Origin of the sequence: Acinetobacter sp. ANC 3929 (assembly GCF_000369405.1) — a bacterium.
In the GTDB taxonomy this organism is placed as follows: domain Bacteria; phylum Pseudomonadota; class Gammaproteobacteria; order Pseudomonadales; family Moraxellaceae; genus Acinetobacter.
In genome coordinates, this window is the sequence record NZ_KB850000.1 from 597,165 (window position 1) to 615,179 (window position 18,015).

Consider the following 18,015-nt stretch of genomic DNA (forward strand, 5'->3'; position numbering starts at 1 on the left):
AGCAGGGCACTGATGAGCAATCGTCAGTGCCTTTTTATTTTCTTGTATAAAAAGCTTAACCAAGTACAGATTTTGAATATTCTTGCTGTATATCTATGTATAACTTAAAAATAATCTTGTAATTGGTTTATGAGGCAAAGATGACAAAACATTATGATTATATTGCGATTGGTGGTGGTAGTGGCGGTATTGCATCAGTGAATCGTGCTGCCATGTATGGAAAAAAATGTGCCTTAATTGAAAAATCGGAAATAGGTGGAACTTGTGTCAACGTGGGCTGTGTGCCTAAGAAAGTGATGTGGTATGCCGCTCATATTGCTGAATCGATTCAAAAATATGGTCCTGACTATGGTTTCAATAGTAAAGTCGAGTCATTTGACTGGCAGGTTTTAATCAAAAATCGACAGGCCTATATTGATAGAATTCATCAGTCTTATCAAAATAGCCTAAGCAAAAATCAGGTTGATCTTATTCACGGTGCGGCTTATTTTATTGATAAAAATACGATTGAAGTCAACGGTGAACGATTCACAGCAGATCATATTCTGATTGCGACAGGCACACAGCCCTCATTGCCTAAGATCGACGGGGTGGAATATGGGATAGATTCAAATGGTTTTTTTGAATTAAGTGCTTTACCAAAAACAACTGCCGTGATTGGTTCGGGTTATATTGCAGTTGAATTGGCAGGTGTGTTGAATGCTTTAGGTTCTCAGGTGGGATTATTTATTCGTAAAGATTTACCTGTAAGACGTTTTGATTCTTTCTTAAGTGAAACTTTAGTTGAGGTGATGCAAACGGATGGAATTACTGTACATACACAGGCTGTTCCTAAAAAAGTCACCAAAAATGCGGATGGCCGTGTTGTATTGCATTTAGAGAATGGTGAAATACATACAGTAGATTGTCTGATTTGGGCAACGGGTCGAGAACCGAATACTGCGAGTTTGAATTTGGATAAAGCCAATGTCCAGCTCGATGAGCGTGGCTATATTCAAGCCGACAAATTCCAGAATACCTCACAACAGGGCATTTATGCGGTGGGCGATATTACTGGGAAAATGGAACTCACACCGGTAGCCGTTGCTGCTGGGCGAAGATTATCCGAAAGATTATTCAATCATAAACTAGAGGAGCATTTAGACTATGACAATATTCCGACGGTGGTATTTAGCCATCCTCCAATAGGAACGGTGGGGATTACTGAGCAGGAAGCCATTGAACAATATGGTCAGCAAGCGGTAAAAGTCTATAACTCATCCTTTACTGCGATGTACAGTGCCATTACGCAGCACCGTCAGCCAACCAAAATGAAATTGGTGTGTGCGGGTGATGAGGAGAAAATTGTAGGCATTCATGGCATTGGCTTTGGTATGGATGAGATTCTGCAAGGTTTTGCTGTTGCCTTAAAAATGGGAGCAACCAAGAAAGACTTTGATAATACGGTAGCTATCCATCCAACGTCCGCCGAAGAGTTTGTCACCATGCGTTAATCGTACTTTACATCTCTAAATGTCAGTGATCATTTCATAGATCAAATCATGGAAATGATCACTTTGAGGCCACTTGGAGAATTGTGGCTGAATGTGATCTTGAACTCATATTGATCCAGTAGCAATTTCACTAACGACAATCCTAGTCCATGTCCATCATTTTGTGATGATTTACGCCAAAAACGTTGAGTGAGTAGAGACAGTTCATTATCAGTTAAGCCATTGCCAGTATCTGTGATTACGAGCTGATTGTTTTGCATATAAATATGAATTGGGGTTTGAGCATGTAAATAGGCATTCTCAATTAAATTTTTCAGCACAATACTCAATGTCTCAGATGGAAGTGGAATGGGAGATAGACTGTTCCAATCAATAAATAATTGTTGTGATAAGTGATGATATTTCTTTTCCAATTCATTCAGCACTTGGGTTAGACACCTAGTAACATCAACTATGCCGATGGATGATTGAGCTTGATTCTCAGTTTTGCTCAGTAATAATAATTGCTCCAATAATTGTTCATAACGAAGGATGCTTGTTTCTGCTTTTTCTAAATTATCCAGTAGTTTGTACTGCTCAGAGCTAGATTGTGTCAGCATGAGTTTACTGAGCTGTACATGTGTTTTAATTGCTGTGAGTGGGCTGCGTAGCTCATGTGCCGCAAAAGCACTAAAACTTTTTTCATTTTCCAAACTTTGATGTAAGTTCTGTATTAATTCCAATATGCTATCTACAAAGGGTTGAATTTCATTAGGAATATTTTGGGTATTTAAATCTAATAGATGATTCGCCGCTATGGAAAACTGTTCTTTTTTTCGGAGTCGTTGTGCTATTTGATCAAGCGGCTTAAATTCAACTCGGATAATCCATAAAATCAAAAGAATGCATAAAATTAGCGTAAGCATTAAAGGGATTAAAACAGATTGTAAAATTTGGGTGAGCAGAGAATAACGAAGCTGTAATTTCTCAGCAGTGACCACTCTTATTTGTCCTTTTTGCAGGACATAACTACGCCAATCAATACCATTTTCTTGCCATGTGCTAAAACCAACTGTTCTAGAGTTTAAACTTGGTGAACCTTGAGTCCTTACAAGCACCTGATGATCTTCAGCACGATTGTAGCTAAAAAGAGAAACTTCACAGACAATTAAATTCTGCGGATTATGTTTCTGTTGTACAGAATCCAAGCTATTCATAATCTGATCAACGGGCAGCTGTTGAATCAGATGGGCAACCATTTGGGCTGAAGCTGAAAGACGTTCATCCAATGTATTTTGTAAACGTTTTTCTAGATCGACATAGAGCCAATAAAATACCAGTGACCATAATAGGATAAACACAAGGGAGATGGTGGTCACCAAACGCCACTTTAGGCTATAGTTTTTCATAGGCTGGACTCAGGCGCTTTAAACATATAACCGACACCTCGAATGGTTTGGATAATGTCTGGCTGAATCTTTTGCCTTAAATGATAAATATGCACATTAATGGCGTTACTTTCGATGCTGTCCTGAAAACCATAAACCTTATCAATTAAATGTTCATTTTTAAGGATTTGGTTGGGGTACATCATAAAAGTTTCGAGCAGACTGTATTCACGTCGAGAGAGATCTAAAAGTTGCTCTTGGTAGTAGGCTTGTTGAGTGTCTTGATGAATTTTTAGATCACCAAGCTGTAAAATATTGGAAGAATAGCCTCGGTTTCTCCGCGCCAATGCATGAACTCGAGCAACCAAGATAGTTAGATCAAATGGTTTGGTGAGATAATCATCAGCTCCACTGTTCAGGGCTTCCACACATTGTTGAGTTTGATTACGCGCTGTAAGAACTAGTACAGGAACATGTAAACCCGCTTTGCGCCAGCTCTGTAATAGCTCTAGCCCATCTTGATCTGGTAAGCCAAGATCCAGTAGGCATAAATCAACGGCACTGTTGCGGATAAAATAATCAGCAGCTTTTGCCGTATTTACGTGTTCTACCGAGATATTTAGATAATCCAATGTCGCGATAATACTTTGGGCGATATAGGGATCATCTTCAACAAGTACAACAAACATGGCTTTCCCTCAATAACTGCACTCATTTTACAAACAAATACAGCTCTTAATGTTCTCTTAATTTTATCCGTTTGATAATACTTTCACGTTGAGTTTTAGACACATTGATATGCGATTTCAATTTCTTGCGGGTATGTTACTTGGATTAAGTAGTACCGCATGGGCCGCTGGAGAGTTTCTGCCGCCTGATCAAGCTTTTAAGTTTCAAGCAAATTCCATTTCAAAAGAGAAAGCAGAGTTAAAATGGGACATTGTGCCTCATTATTATCTCTATCATGATCAATTCAAAGTAAGTGTAAATGGTAAAAATATTGATCTAAACTTACCTCAGGGAATAGAAAAGGATGATCCAACTTTTGGTATCACGGATGTTCATTATAACAACGTAACCGCACAATTTGAGGTACAGCCAAATCAGCAATATAAGGTTCAATGGCAAGGCTGTGCTGAAGATGGATTATGTTATCCCGTACAACGAACAACTATTCAGACTGACGATGCAGGCTTATTACCACAGCTAAAGCATAAAGAACCTCAAGCGAATTTGACACTTTTAGCGCAAGCACCGACAAAGTCAAATCAACCTTCAGATCAGTCAATTAATTCAGTTGATGCTCAAGTGGGTAAAGCTTCTGTAACCTCTTTAAATGCTGCCCGAACTGAAGAAGATCAGCAAATTGAGACGGCACCAAATTTAGAAGAGGTGCTGCCTTTATCAGATGTAGAAACGATTAAGTCTGCGGCTGAATCAAATGATTTCTTTGAGTCACAGCCGATTTTTGGCGAATCACTAAAAAAAGACTGGAATAACGACCAGTTTTTCCTTCACTTATTATCCAGCCAAACGGTTTGGCTCAATTTAATCGTTTTCTTAGGTTTTGGCATATTGTTGGCATTTTTACCCTGTTCATTGCCTTTAATTCCGATTCTTTCCGGTATTTTAGTACAGCAAAATAAAGGGCATCGGGCAGCACTGATCGCCATGACCTTTGTGCTGAGTATGGCATTGGTCTATGCCATGATGGGTGTCGTGGTATCACAGCTCGGTTTTAATATTCAACGTTGGTTCCAAAATCCTGTTTTTATTGGCCTGTTTGTTTTGATGTTCATTGTTTTTGCATTGAATCTATTTGGGCTCTATCAATTGTCTTTACCTCAAGCTTTATTACAGCGTTTAGATCGGATTCAACAAGCTCAAAAGGGTGGGACTTTTGTTGGGGCTGGGGTGATGGGAGCTGTATCTGCTTTAATCGTAGGTCCATGTATGAGTGCTCCACTTGCTGGTGCTCTATTGTATGTTTCACAACTGGAACATGGCTTATTAGGCGGATTTTATTTATTTATCATGGGTTTGGGGATCGGAATTCCACTCTTTATTGCCAGTGTTTTTGGGGCGAAGTATCTCCCTAAGCCTGGGCTATGGATGGAACGACTGAAATTCTGCTTCGGTTTTGTCATGTTGGCCATGGCAGTTTATTTTGCACGACCGTTATTGCCAAATGTGATCTATTATTCTGTTTTTGCAATTATTTTAATCGCAGCAGCGGGGTATTTAATTAATATTTCGTGTCATATGGCAAAATTGCCTGTTCGAATTTTGATGTTCATTTTAATCGGTGCTGTAGCAGCCAGTGGTATTTGGCAAGCGCATTTCGCAATATCGTCTTTGAATCAGCAACAAGCCCAGGTTTTGCATTCGTGGATTGTGGTCAAAAATAAACAAGAGCTACAAAAGGCTTTAGCTGATCATGCTGATCAACGTGTCTTGATCGATGTCTATGCAGATTGGTGTGCAGCGTGTCAGCCTATTAAACGGGATGTGATTCCTTCACAAGAAGTACAGCTCGCGATTGCAAATGTCGTGAGGATCAAATTGGATTTAACTGATTATGAAGCATCACAAGACACGATTTTAAAAGAGCGTCAAATCTTAGGTCCTCCAACCGTTTTATTTTTGAATAAAGCACATGAGGAACAGCGGGATTTACGCTTAACAGGAACATTTACTGCAAATCAATTGGTTCAAAATATAAAACAGTTAGTTGAGCAAGAATCATGATGATGTCCTCAGAAGCCTTGCATTTGGGTGGGTTTATTTTGCCATGGACATTGCTGATCATTTTAATTGGATGGCTCGCTGTTTTTCTATCGGGGCTTTATTTTAGTCGTCAATATGCATGGTCAGAAAATGTTTGGCAGTGTTATAAAGACTCGCTCTGGTCGGCGATTTTGGTGGGATTCTTCGCTGCGCGAATGGTTTTTGTGATGATCCATGCCGATGTGTATTTGGTACATCCAATTGATATCATTAAGATTCAGGATAAAGGCTTCCATCTTTGTGCAGGTATTATTGCAGCTTGTCTATGGTTTATTTGGCAAAATAGAGCCTTAAAACTCAAACTGCTGAGCATCAGCCTGATGGTCTTTTTGGCAATACAACTCGTAGGCGTAGGTGTTATTAAATCCGTTCAAGTCCAATCACACTATCCCGTACTCAGTTTTGATGATTTACAGCAACAGCCGCAAGCTTTAACCCAGTTTATTGGACAACCTACAGTGGTTAATTTATGGGCAAGTTGGTGCCCACCTTGCCATCGTGAAATGCCTGTACTGTATCAAGCGCAACAAGATTATCCGAATATACATTTTGTCATGCTCAATCAGGGCGAAACAGCTGATGTCATTAAAGATTATCTAAGCCATCATGAATTTAATTTTAAACATGTACTAACAGACCTTAATGGGGATATGGCACAGCAGATGAATATGTACGGGATGCCAAGTACCTTGTTCTTCAATGCTAAAGGTCAACTTGTAGAAAGGCATATGGGTGAACTCAGTCCTGCAATGCTTAAGCAGTATTTGCAAAAGATTAATCAACATCAGAAGGTGTCATCTCAATGAACCGTAATTCTAAATTTTTAATAGGTTTAGCACTGAGCTTATTTACTGCTCAGGTATTTGCCGCAGTTCCGACAATTAAGCAAAAACTGGAAAAAGAAGGCTTCACTTTTGTTAAGCAAATTGAAGCGCCTGCTCAAATGACAGGTTGGGCGGGACATATGCAACAGAATCCAGCTACGGTGTTTATTTCGAATGATAATAAATATTATATTATTGGCGATTTACATAATGCCAAAGGCGATAATCTAACGGTCGATGTGCTGAATAAACATGTAAAGCAATCTGTGTTGGATGATGTGTGGAAAAGCTTAGAGCAGTCTGCGTGGATCCAAGATGGAAGTGAGAAAGCACCACGGATTATTTATGTGTTCTCGGATCCAAATTGCCCTTATTGTCACGCTTTTTGGGAAAAGGCGCGTCCGTATGTGAAAGCGAGGAAGGTGCAATTACGCCATATTCAAGTCGGGGTGATTCGACCTGAAAGTCGAGGGCAGGCAGCAACACTTTTGGCTGCTTCTAATCCGCAACAAGTGTTTGAAGCATTTAATGCAGCCAAAGGCAAACAAAAGCTGAAAGAGTTAAAACCCATACCAGCTCATCTCGCTGAAAAATTAGAGCGCAATGAAGAAATGATGAATAAATATGGGTTTTATGCCACACCTGCTTTAATCTGGAAAAATAGTCAAGGCAAACTGGAAACGGCTCAAGGATTACCTAAAGACTTGAAAAGTGTTTTTGAATAGATTGAATCCGTGAAGTGATAGATATAACAAGGACGTTCGAAAACGTCCTTGTTATAATTCATTATATCGCGTAAGAAAAAACTACTTCAGTTCACTGGATGATTTACCAAGTTCACGACGCGCAATAATCAATTGCTGAATTTGCTGTGTCCCTTCAAAAATATCTAAGATTTTCGAATCTCTTGCCCATTTTTCCAGTAATTCATCTTCGCCATAACCGACACTGGCAGCCAGCTCGACGCATTTCAGTGTGATTTCATTGCCAACCCGTCCAGCTTTCGCTTTGGCAATCGATGCTTCTTTTGAATTCGGCTTTTTATTGTCGGCCATCCACGTTGCTTTAATCATTAATAAACGGGCTGCTTCCCATTCGGCTTCCATTCGATAGATCTGCGCAGCTAAATTTGAAGTTTGTAAGTAGGGTGTTTTGTAGTCTGGATCAAGCTGATCTTTAAAGATTTCTTTAATTCGCTCTAACGAGGCCTTGGCACAACCAATTGCCATTGCCGCAACCAGTGGACGGGTATTGTCAAAGGTTTCCATGACGCCAGCAAAGCCTTTTGCCACGTCAATCTCAGGATTACCTAACAAATTGGCAGCAGGCACACGACAGTCAATAAAGCTAATCACAGCGGTATCTGAAGCTTTAATTCCGAGTTTATGTTCCAGACGCTCAACCTTCATTCCTGGTGTGCCTTTTGCTACCACGAATGATTTAATGGCAGCACGACCTAGCTTTTTATCTAATGTTGCCCACACCACCACCGAGTCGGCACGTTCACCTGACGTGACAAAGATTTTTTCACCATTCAGGATATAGTCATCGCCATCTTTAGTCGCCGTAGTGCGAATTGCTGCCGAGTCAGAACCACAACCAGGTTCTGTGATTGCCATCGCGGCCCAAGTGCCTTTGAAGCGTTCTAACTGTTCATCATTGGCAACCGCAGCAATGGCAGAGTTCCCCAAGCCTTGACGTGGCATGCTTAGTAATAGGCCTGTGTCGCCGTAACACATTTCAATAATACCCAGCGCTGCAGACATATTGCCGCCATTTACCACTGTATTTGGGTTTACAGTACCGCGTTTACTGGCATTGGCTGCACCGACACCTTCGCCACTTTCATTCATACCATCCAGTAAGGCAGCAAGCATGTCCAGTTCTTTCGGGTAGGCATGTTCGGCTTTGTCATATTTACGTGAAATAGGACGTAAAACATTCAGCGCAGTTTCGTGTGCCTGATCCACCAGCATTTTGAATTTTTTCGGATTTTGTAAGTTCATTATTGTTCTCCAAAATTAAGCGTGTAAGCCAGAATGCAGGATTGCAGTCGCACGAAGGTCGCGATACCAGCGTTCAGCAGGATGCTCCTTGGTAAAGCCATGACCACCCAGAATTTGTACGCCATCCGTACCGATTTTCATGGATTTTTCAGCACAAAGCAGGCGGGCAAGATAAGCTTCACGATGGAAGGGTTGTCCTGCTTCTGCCAAGCTTGCGGCATTGAGTACCAGCATACGCATGGCATCGATTTCAATCGCCATGTCCGCAATCATGAAGGCTACACTTTGACGATGTGAAATAGGTTCACCGAAGGCAGTACGCTCATTGGCATATTTAATACAGTAAGTTTTGATGGCTTCACAGGTTCCAACAGCCATGGCACACCACATCAGGTTGCCTAGATCGACAAAAGCAGAGTAATCAAAATCGCTATCGCCTAAACGCAAGGCTGGGGTCTGGTTGAATTGCAGTGCCGCGGTTTCAGCGGCTTTTAGGCCCATCGCTGGATTGGTTTTAATGGCAATAGTTTCATTGGATTGCACCACGAAAATATCAGGCTGACCATTGAATTCTGCACTGACAAGAAGGACATCCGCGGTATCACCTAAAATCACTAAGGTTTTTTCACCTGTGATATAAAATTGTCCATTGGTTTCTGTGGCTTTGGTCTTTAACTGAAACGGGTTAAATGCCGGTGTTGCTTCTTGGAAGGCAAAACTTGCGGTGACATCGGTATCTTCAGCAAATACAGGTAAATACATGGATTGAACTTGAGTTGATCCCCAACGAGTTATGGCATTGATCACGCTGAATGTACTCAGTAAACCCGCAGTCAGGCTGAAATCGCCTTTTGCCAGATTTTCTGCAATCAGGATATTGCTAACAATATTTTGTTCTGCTGCAACGCCACCTAAAGCTTCTGGAAGCGCGTAGTAGTTTAAACCCAGATCGACCAGATGTTGCCAGAGTTGTTCTGGAAACTGGGCGTGATGATCCGCATCATGTGCCAATGTATATAGGACCTCTCCAGCAAATTGCGACATTGCGTCAACGGTCATCTGCTGTTCTTCGGTCAAGCTGAGATCAAACAGATTTTTGTTGGTCTGATTTGGGAGACGTTGTTTATCGATCGGTTGAGGCTTAAATGCTTTTTGAGTTTTATTGAGTACCTTAAAGCCTGTTTTTGAACCTTGATATAATGATTTTTCTACAAATTTTCTTAATTTGAGTTGATCAAGAACTTCGCTTCCTGCGATTTTGGTGATCAAAGATAGCCCAAAGCCTTGAGCCTTAGTCATCATATTCGACATGGTTATATCCTGAAGGATGGTTGTAAAATTATGCTGACATGCTCCTGATCAAAAGACTATGTCTTGTTTGACATGCAGACTGGAGAAAGATAAAGGGTAAAAGAGCTGGTTTTTGTTTTGTATTTAATTGTTTTTTATAGTTTAAAAAAAATGTTTGAAAAATATTTCTTTTAAAAATTGACCTAAATGACAGAGGTAAGAACTTGCCTTGATCTGTTTCTTGTTCAGTAAGCTGAATCTGTCATTTATCTGTCTATCTCTATATATGCGCTTACTCTAATCCTTCCGTTAGAATCACGATATATTCACCTGCTAAATCACGGTGTTTTTTTGCCTGTTGATAGGCATCACTGTGATACCAGTTTTGTGCTTCCTGCATACTGCTAAATTTGATGATTGCAACACCATCACTTTCAATATTTTCCAGAGCAATGGATTGCCCATAAAATACGATGGGTTCAGCCTCGAAACCTTGGCTGGCTTGACGTGCCAGTGTTGTATAGGTTTTCATTTCATCTTGGTTTTTTAATTCTTTACGAATAAGAATAATGTATGCACTCATGGATTTTCCTAAATTGAACTTATTTTTAAGATACTAAATTTCAAAATGATTGATGGACACTTGATCGCATCCACCAATCTGTATAATTTAAGCTGCGCGGGCAACCAAAGTTAAAATATCATAAGTCGCCACCAGTTCATCACGCTGATTTTTTACCTTGATATCCCAAACCACCACGCCATGTTCGGGTTGAGAAGGATCTTTTTGCGGTTTTGGTGTTTTCTGTTTGCAGGTCAGTTCTACCCGAATCGAATCGCCAATTTTGACGGGTTCAACAAAACGTAAATTATCCATACCATAATTGGCAATCACAGGGCCTTGAGCAGCATCGACAAATAAGCCTGCTGCTGCTGAAACAATGAAATAACCATGCGCAACACGCTCACCAAAGAAAGAATCTGCCGCAGCGATTTTGTCGGTATGGGCATAGAAATAGTCACCACTGAGGCAAGCAAAATTGACAATATCTGCTTCAGTCACGGTACGGCGTGCAGTCAGTAAACGTTCACCAATCACCAGTTCATCAAATGATTTTTTAAATGGATGGACTCGGTCTTCATTAATATTTGAACCCACCGTCCATGAATGGGTGACTTGCGTCAGGCTATTCGGTGAACCTTGAATTGCGGTACGTTGCATATAGTGTTTGACTGCACGAATGCCGCCAAGTTCTTCGCCGCCACCGGCACGGCCTGGGCCGCCGTGAATGAGGTGAGGTAGTGGAGAACCATGTCCCGTACTTTCTTTGGCGGATTCTTCATCCAGAATATGAACACGACCGTGCCACGGCGCAATTTTCTGGATGATCTGTTCAATATTTTCATCCGTATTTTTTACGACGGAGGCCACCAGACTGCCTTCACCACGAGCTACCAGCTCTGCAAGTTCATCAATGGATTGATAAGGCATCAAGGTACATACAGGGCCGAATGCTTCAGTGGTATGTACTGAGATGGCTTCTAATGGTTTGTCGCAGCGCAAGAGTGTCGGTGGAAAGAAGGCGCCTTTTTCTGGATGATCCGCATTGAATTTGACTGCGCTATCGCCACCAAAAACAATTTGAGCTTCTTTTGCCAGTTCAGCAACTTTGGCTGCTACATCCAGTTTTTGTTTAGGGCTGGCTAGGGCGCCCATTGTTGTGTCAGGTTTTTGTGGATCTCCAACCACGACTTTTGCCAGTTTAGCGCTCAGTTTTTGCTGGACTTGTTCAAGCAGAGTATGAGGAACAAAGGCACGGCGAATCGCGGTACATTTTTGTCCTGCTTTGGTGGTCATTTCACGAAATACTTCGCGCACAAACAGATCTAGCGTTGCTTCATTCGCTTCTGGACTGAGAATCGCGCTATTGACTGAATCTGCTTCCATACTGAATGGAATGGAGTATTTATTTAAGTGTGGATGATTGCGAAGTTTTTGCCCTGTATACGCTGAACCCGTAAAGGTGACGCAGTCCTGAGGGCCTAAATAATCAAAAAGATCATCAATTTGACCACAGATCAGTTGTAGCGAACCTTTGGGTAAAATGCCCGTTGCAATAATTGCCTCGACCACTGCTTGAGTCAGTTGAGCGCCTTCAGTGGCTGGCTTGACAATACAAGGCACACCTGCCAAGAGCGTTGGCGCAATTTTTTCCAGCATGCCCCAGATTGGGAAGTTAAAGGCATTGATATGCACAGCAACACCGGCTTTAGGACTTAAAATATGCTTGGCGCCAAAAGTGCCGTTTTTAGAGAGCTGTATCCAGCTATCTTCAGTGATAATTTTTTCATCATTCAGTTCGCGGCGTACCAGACTTGAATAAGCAAATAAGGTCTGAATCCCGCCTTCGATATCAATCCAGGCATCTTTACGTGTCGCACCAGTGGCATGAGCCAAGCTATAGAACTGTTCTTTTTGTTCAAGTAAATGTTGAGCAATTTGCTTTAGGGCATTGGCACGTTGATGAAAAGTCCAGTTTGCCAGTTCAGTACCATTTTGCTTGGCATATTGCACGACCTGTTGTATATCGATGCCATGACTGCTGACGCTATAGATCGGTGCGCCAGTAATTGCATCTACAACGGTACGTGTCTCTTCATGGCTTGAATGCCAGATTCCATAGACATAAGACGCCAGTTTGGTTAATTGCTGGCTTGCGCTTTGTTCTTTAATATCCGTGGTCGCTTCTTCTAGATGTGCTTGTTCAAGCATGATCAAACTCCATTTTTATGTGATACATCAATTATAGAAATACTTAAAATATGATTCATAATTTCATATTGATTACGCTAAAAGTCAACCTTATTTTGTTTTTAAAATTAAATAAAATTTTTATAAATTTAATTAAATCTAATTAAATCAATTGCTTGATTTTGATTTTGTGGTGGGTTGTAATTTGATACAAAAATATTGATTGACTTTGTTTTGTGTGTATCGAAAAATAGATTCATGGATGAAATCCTCAAGGAATTGACACATGGAAAATAATTATCAGAAATTTGAGCACAACATTGCCAATGACATCACCATCGAAGCCAAAGATGAAATGCCTGAGGCTTATCGTAAAACCTTGATTCGTCAGATTGGACAACACGGTCATTCGGAAATTGTCGGGATGCTGCCAGAAGGCAACTGGATTACCCGTGCACCGACGTTGAAGCGTAAAGCTGTATTACTGGCAAAAGTGCAGGATGAGGCAGGGCACGGTCTCTATCTTTACAGTGCGGCTGAAACCTTGGGCGCAGACCGTGATGAGATGATGGAAAAATTGATTGATGGAAAAATGAAATATTCATCGATCTTTAATTATCCAACGGTGAGCTGGGCCGATGTGGCGGCGATTGGCTGGCTGGTGGATGGTGCTGCGATTGTCAATCAGGTGGCTTTATGCCGTACCTCTTATGGGCCGTATGCGCGTGCCATGGTGCGAATCTGTAAAGAAGAAAGTTTCCATCAGCGGCAGGGTTTTGAAGCCATGATGGCATTGGCTGCTGGATCTCCTGAACAAAAACAGATGGCGCAAGATGCAGTGAACCGCTTCTGGTGGCCTGCATTGATGATGTTTGGCCCAAGTGACGACCATTCTCCAAACAGTGCACAAAGTATGGCATGGGGAATCAAGCGCTTTAGTAATGATGAATTGCGCCAGAAGTTTGTTGATAACACCGTACCGCAAATCTTACAGCTTGGCTTGACCGTGCCTGACGCAGATTTGAAATGGAATGAGGAAACTGGTCATTACAGCTATGGCGAAATTGACTGGCAAGAATTTAATGAGGTGATTGCAGGTCGTGGGCCTTGCAATCATGAACGGATCGAAGCACGCCGCAAGGCTTGGGAAAATGGCAAGTGGGTGCGTGATGCAGCTGTTGTGTACGCCAAAAAGCAGCAAAACCAAGTGGGCAAAGTTGCTTAAGCAAGATTTAGGGAAAAATTTGAGGATATCGAAATGGAAAATAACAACAATTGGTCGCTCTATGAAGTGTTTGTGCGCAGTAAACAAGGTTTAAGCCATCGTCATGTCGGCAGTCTAAGAGCCCCAGATGATGAAATTGCACTGCAACATGCGCGTGATGTCTATACCCGCCGCAATGAAGGTATCAGTATCTGGGTGGTGCGTTCGGAACTGATTAAATCCTCACAGCCAGATGAAAAAGCAGAGTTTTTTGAACCTGCACTGGACAAAGTCTATCGTCATCCGACGTTCTACCATATCCCTGATGGCATTGAGCATATGTAAGGGAGTATGCAAATGAATAATCCTATTTTATCTAAGTTCTTATTACATATCGGCGATAGCCAGTTGGTATTGGCGCAACGTTTAGCGGAATGGTGTGGTCATGCGCCAGAGCTGGAAATTGATATTGCTTTGGCCAATATCGGTCTGGATTTACTGGGACAATCCCGAAATTTCCTGACTTTGGCTGGCCAATACGAAGCTGAGAAACGTGATGAAGATCAACTGGCCTATTTCCGCAACGAACGTGAGTTTTTTAATTTATTGCTATGTGAACAACCGAATGGTGATTTTGCACAGACCATCGTTCGTCAATGGCTGATCGATCATTACCATGTGTTGTTGTTAACGGCTTTAACTCAATCCGCAACAGCAGAAGTCGCGGCATTGGCGGTGAAATCTTTAAAAGAAGCCAAGTATCACATTCGTTTCTCAACCAGCTGGATGGAGCGTTTAAGCCTCAGCACAGCAGAAGCACTTCAACGTGTACAACAGTCATTAGACAATTTGTGGCGTTTTAGTGCCGAACTGTTCGAACTGACTGCGGAAGAAAAAACACTGGTTGAGCAAGGCATCATTCCTGATTTATCCAGCGAAAAAGCACATTGGGATCAGGTCATCGCTGCCGAACTGAAGCGTTTTGAACTCAGCATTCCTGTAAATGGTGCCTACCGCCGTGGGGCCAAACAAGGTTTGCATACCGAGCATTTAGGTTATCTGTTGGCTGAAATGCAATCTATTCAACGCAGTTATCCTGAGATGACTTGGTAGCACAAGGAGCGTTAGCATGCAGATGATTCGTCATTGTATTGATCAATGTTGGGATGTTTTACAAAACGTCAGCGATCCAGAGATTCCAGTGCTGTCGGTGGTGGATTTGGGCATGATCCGTGGTGTGGAGTTGAATGAACAGCAAGAAATTATTGTTCGATTGACACCAACTTATAGCGGTTGTCCAGCCACTGACTTGTTAAAAGCACAGATTGTCGAAGCATTGGCAGCAGAAGATTTGATTCCCGCAAAAGTCATCATTGATCTATCAGAAGCATGGACCACGGACTGGATGTCGGACGCAGGTAAACAGAAACTGCAAGCCTATGGCATTGCGCCACCAGAAGGTACTGCACAGCAATGCGGAACCCATGTGCATCTGAGCGATGGTGTGGTTTGTCCCCATTGTAAGAGCCGTAAAACCCGACTGTTAACCGAGTTCAGCTCCACCGCTTGCAAAGCCTTGTACAAATGTCAGGACTGCCTTGAACCCTTTGATTATTTTAAATGTATTTAAAGTCTTGGATAAGGAAATTAGCCATGAGCCAATTTATTCCATTAAAAGTAAAAACAATTACACCACAGACGGATCAGGCGATTTGCATTGCCTTTGATCTGGGCGCAGAACAACAGCAACAGTTTCAATTTCAGCCAGGGCAGCATCTCACTATTCGCCATTTAACCGAAGCTGGGGAAATTCGCCGTTGCTATTCAATCTGTAGTTATGCGCCAAAAGAAGACATCAGTATTGCAGTCAAAAAGATTGAGCAGGGCCAATTTTCCAACTGGGTCAATGAGCATTTAAAAGTAGGTGATGTACTGGAAGTCATGCCACCACAAGGTGTGTTTTTCCAGAAAGCAGCACGTACCGGCGGTCAAGCCTATTTAGGGGTTGCTGCGGGCAGTGGAATTACCCCAATTCTTTCCATCATTAAACAGGTCTTATTTGAGCAAGATTCGGCAAATTTTACCTTGTTATATGGCAATCGTTCGTGGAAACAGACCATGTTTTCCGAGCAGATTATGGATTTGAAAGACCAGTTTAAAGAACGTTTCCAGCTCATCAATATCTTTTCGCGGGAGTTCAACGACAGTGAGCTGCTGAATGGTCGTATTGATGAAAAGAAGCTCAAGCAGTTATTTGAACATGGCGTATTAGAGTCAGACTTTGATCATGTGTTTGCCTGTGGCCCTGATGAAATGATGGATACCGTCGAAAGCCTGTTACCTGATTTGGGGATTACGAAAGAGCGCATTCATACCGAACGTTTTAATACAGGTCATATCCGTAAACGTCCAGCGGAAGCCGATGCCCATCGTAAGGAAGAAAAAGTCAACATCGTGCTCGACGGACGAGAGCTGATTGTTGCAGTTGGACAAGAGGATGAAAGTATTCTCGATGCTGCATTACGTGCAGGTGCAGATTTGCCTTATGCCTGTAAAGGTGGCGTATGTGCCACCTGTCGCTGCAAGGTACTTTCAGGTGAAGTGGATATGTTCCTGAATTATAGCCTTGAAGACGATGAGGTGGAAAAAGGCTATGTACTGAGCTGCCAGACTTTACCCAAAGGTGTGAATGTGCTTTTGAGCTTTGATGAGTAGAGAAACAGTGATGCAAACATTGATTCAGGTTGAAACACCGCTTGAGGGTGTCATGCTGCTGAGCTTAAACCGTCCAGAAAAACGTAATGCTTTGAACAACGCCACTTTACAGTGTTTATGTGATTTGCTGGAACAGGCTGAACACGATCCTCAAGTAAAAGTGGTTGTGTTAACGGGCAATCACAATTGCTTTGCTGCGGGTGCAGATCTGAGCGAATTGGCGGCAATGGATGCGGTGTCCTTACAACTCGATATTCGTCCAACGTTATGGCAGAAGATCGATGCGTTTACTAAGCCCATCATCGCAGCAGTGAATGGTTATGCCTTAGGTGCTGGATTTGAACTGGTTCTACATTCGGATATCGTGATTTGTGGTGACAATACCAAATTTGCTCTGCCTGAGATTGGTTTAGGAATGTTACCAGGTGCAGGTGGTACACAACGTTTAGCACGTTTGGTCGGTCAGCAACTGACCATGCGTTGGGCAATGATGGGTGAAATGATCTCCGCCAAGCAAGCACAGCAGCATGGCATCTGTAGCGAGGTGGTACCCGTCGCACTCACGGTGGAATATGCCATTCAATTGGCAAGTAAGATTGCCAAACAAGCGCCTTTAGCGATTCGGGTAATCAAGCAATCGATCAAAAGTATTCATGAGACAACATTAAGTCAGGGACTGAAATCCGAGCGACAAAACTTTGTCTGGTTGGCAGCAACCAAGGATCGGAATGAAGGTATTAGCGCATTTTTTGAAAAAAGAAAACCAATCTTTAGAGGTGAGTGATGGACTATAAAAATATTATTGTTGAAGAAAAAAATGGTGTGGGTTATCTAAGCTTCAATCGTCCACAAGCATTGAATAGCTTTAACGTAGACATGCACCGTGAGGTGTTAGAAGTCTTGAATCTTTGGGCAAAAAAACAGGACGTTCGCTGCATCGTGATCAGTGGTGAAGGTCGTGGCTTTTGTGCAGGGCAAGACTTAGGCGATCGAGTGGTTGATCCGAATGCCGCTGCACCTGATTTAGGGTATTCGATTGAAACTTACTATAACCCGTTGATTAGAACCATTGTGAATATGCCAAAACCTGTCATCTGTGCGGTGAATGGCGTGGCGGCAGGTGCAGGTGCAAATATCGCTTTGGCGTGTGATCTAGTCATTGCAGCTAAATCTGCCAACTTTGTACAGGCGTTCTGCCGTTTAGGTCTGGTACCTGATTCAGGTGGAACATGGTTCCTGCCACGCGCAGTCGGTCACGCACGTGCCATGGGCCTGACTTTACTCGGTGATAAATTACCTGCTGAAACTGCCAAAGAATGGGGCATGATCTGGGATGTTGCTGAAGATGCAGAATTAAAAACAAAAGTCACTGAGTTGGCTGAACGTCTCGCCAAACAGCCGACTTTTGGTCTTTCATTGATTAAAAAAGCCATCCATCAATCTCGTAATCATAGCTTTGAGGAGCAAATGCATCTGGAACGAGACCTACAGCGTATTGCGGGTCGTTCAGAAGATTATCGTGAAGGCGTACAAGCTTTTATGAATAAGCGTGAGCCAAACTTTCAGGGGCTTTAAGC

At 42.3% G+C, this 18,015-nt stretch carries 17 protein-coding genes; 11 read left to right on the forward strand and 6 right to left on the reverse strand.

Going from position 1 to position 18,015, the window contains the following annotated elements:
* Nucleotides 1-140 precede the first annotated feature (140 nt).
* Nucleotides 141-1,493 (forward strand): glutathione-disulfide reductase, encoded by a 1,353-nt coding sequence (gene gorA / locus F909_RS05595; protein ID WP_005152672.1) that lies wholly within the window; start codon nucleotides 141-143, stop codon nucleotides 1,491-1,493.
* Between the two features lie 41 nt (nucleotides 1,494-1,534).
* On the opposite strand, the gene F909_RS05590 is transcribed toward gorA, so the two are convergent.
* Nucleotides 1,535-2,881, reverse strand: coding sequence for an ATP-binding protein (locus tag F909_RS05590; RefSeq protein WP_005152673.1), 1,347 nt, complete (start codon nucleotides 2,879-2,881; stop codon nucleotides 1,535-1,537).
* Nucleotides 2,878-3,549 carry a response regulator gene (locus tag F909_RS05585; protein ID WP_005152674.1) on the reverse strand — a complete coding sequence of 224 codons (672 nt, stop codon included), beginning with the start codon at nucleotides 3,547-3,549 and terminating at the stop codon, nucleotides 2,878-2,880. The genes F909_RS05590 and F909_RS05585 overlap by 4 nt, the downstream gene beginning before the upstream one ends.
* 109 nt (nucleotides 3,550-3,658) lie before the next feature.
* On the opposite strand from F909_RS05585, the gene dsbD reads away from it, so the two are divergent.
* Genes dsbD through dsbG form a run of 3 tightly spaced genes read left to right on the forward strand, consistent with a single transcriptional unit; the run spans nucleotide 3,659 to nucleotide 7,196 of the window.
* Nucleotides 3,659-5,608, forward strand: a complete 1,950-nt coding sequence (gene dsbD / locus F909_RS05580) for a protein-disulfide reductase DsbD (protein ID WP_005152676.1) — start codon at nucleotides 3,659-3,661, stop codon at nucleotides 5,606-5,608.
* Complete coding sequence (locus F909_RS05575; RefSeq protein ID WP_005152678.1) at nucleotides 5,605-6,453, forward strand: TlpA disulfide reductase family protein; 849 nt, start codon at nucleotides 5,605-5,607, stop codon at nucleotides 6,451-6,453. The genes dsbD and F909_RS05575 overlap by 4 nt, the downstream gene beginning before the upstream one ends.
* Complete coding sequence (gene dsbG, locus F909_RS05570; RefSeq protein ID WP_005152684.1) at nucleotides 6,450-7,196, forward strand: thiol:disulfide interchange protein DsbG; 747 nt, start codon at nucleotides 6,450-6,452, stop codon at nucleotides 7,194-7,196. The genes F909_RS05575 and dsbG overlap by 4 nt, the downstream gene beginning before the upstream one ends.
* Before the next feature lie 81 nt (nucleotides 7,197-7,277).
* Here dsbG and F909_RS05565 read toward each other — a convergent pair whose 3' ends face one another.
* From F909_RS05565 to paaZ, 4 genes are all read right to left on the reverse strand, one after another.
* Nucleotides 7,278-8,477: an acyl-CoA dehydrogenase family protein gene (locus F909_RS05565; protein ID WP_005152686.1), complete on the reverse strand. Its 1,200-nt coding sequence runs from the start codon at nucleotides 8,475-8,477 to the stop codon at nucleotides 7,278-7,280.
* Between the two features lie 15 nt (nucleotides 8,478-8,492).
* Nucleotides 8,493-9,779, reverse strand: coding sequence for an acyl-CoA dehydrogenase family protein (locus F909_RS05560; RefSeq protein ID WP_171067350.1), 1,287 nt, complete (start codon nucleotides 9,777-9,779; stop codon nucleotides 8,493-8,495).
* A 280-nt stretch (nucleotides 9,780-10,059) separates the two neighbouring features.
* On the reverse strand, nucleotides 10,060-10,350 hold the full coding sequence (locus tag F909_RS05555) for a DUF1330 domain-containing protein (RefSeq protein ID WP_005152688.1): 291 nt from the start codon (nucleotides 10,348-10,350) through the stop codon (nucleotides 10,060-10,062).
* Nucleotides 10,351-10,437: 87 nt separating this feature from the next.
* Nucleotides 10,438-12,540, reverse strand: coding sequence for a phenylacetic acid degradation bifunctional protein PaaZ (gene paaZ, locus F909_RS05550; protein ID WP_005152690.1), 2,103 nt, complete (start codon nucleotides 12,538-12,540; stop codon nucleotides 10,438-10,440).
* A 265-nt stretch (nucleotides 12,541-12,805) separates the two neighbouring features.
* Here paaZ and paaA point away from each other — a divergent pair, with 265 nt between their 5' ends.
* Genes paaA through paaG form a run of 7 tightly spaced genes read left to right on the forward strand, consistent with a single transcriptional unit; the run spans nucleotide 12,806 to nucleotide 18,013 of the window.
* Nucleotides 12,806-13,744, forward strand: a complete 939-nt coding sequence (gene paaA / locus F909_RS05545; RefSeq protein WP_005152694.1) for a 1,2-phenylacetyl-CoA epoxidase subunit PaaA — start codon at nucleotides 12,806-12,808, stop codon at nucleotides 13,742-13,744.
* A gap of 33 nt (nucleotides 13,745-13,777) precedes the next feature.
* Nucleotides 13,778-14,068, forward strand: a complete 291-nt coding sequence (gene paaB, locus F909_RS05540) for a 1,2-phenylacetyl-CoA epoxidase subunit PaaB (protein WP_004807366.1) — start codon at nucleotides 13,778-13,780, stop codon at nucleotides 14,066-14,068.
* A gap of 12 nt (nucleotides 14,069-14,080) precedes the next feature.
* The gene (gene paaC / locus F909_RS05535) at nucleotides 14,081-14,836 is read left to right on the forward strand and encodes a 1,2-phenylacetyl-CoA epoxidase subunit PaaC (RefSeq protein ID WP_005152695.1); all 756 of its coding nucleotides are present in this window, start codon (nucleotides 14,081-14,083) and stop codon (nucleotides 14,834-14,836) included.
* A gap of 16 nt (nucleotides 14,837-14,852) precedes the next feature.
* Nucleotides 14,853-15,353 carry a 1,2-phenylacetyl-CoA epoxidase subunit PaaD gene (gene paaD, locus F909_RS05530; RefSeq protein WP_005152696.1) on the forward strand — a complete coding sequence of 167 codons (501 nt, stop codon included), beginning with the start codon at nucleotides 14,853-14,855 and terminating at the stop codon, nucleotides 15,351-15,353.
* Between the two features lie 23 nt (nucleotides 15,354-15,376).
* Nucleotides 15,377-16,438 carry a 1,2-phenylacetyl-CoA epoxidase subunit PaaE gene (gene paaE, locus F909_RS05525; RefSeq protein ID WP_005152697.1) on the forward strand — a complete coding sequence of 354 codons (1,062 nt, stop codon included), beginning with the start codon at nucleotides 15,377-15,379 and terminating at the stop codon, nucleotides 16,436-16,438.
* 10 nt (nucleotides 16,439-16,448) lie between these two features.
* A complete protein-coding gene (locus F909_RS05520; RefSeq protein WP_032878195.1) occupies nucleotides 16,449-17,222 on the forward strand; it encodes an enoyl-CoA hydratase-related protein in 774 nt (257 codons plus the stop codon).
* Entirely contained in the window at nucleotides 17,222-18,013 is a 792-nt protein-coding gene (paaG, locus tag F909_RS05515; protein WP_005152701.1) for a 2-(1,2-epoxy-1,2-dihydrophenyl)acetyl-CoA isomerase PaaG, read from the forward strand. Before F909_RS05520 ends, paaG begins: the two co-directional genes overlap by 1 nt.
* The last annotated feature ends 2 nt before the right edge of the window (nucleotides 18,014-18,015 follow it).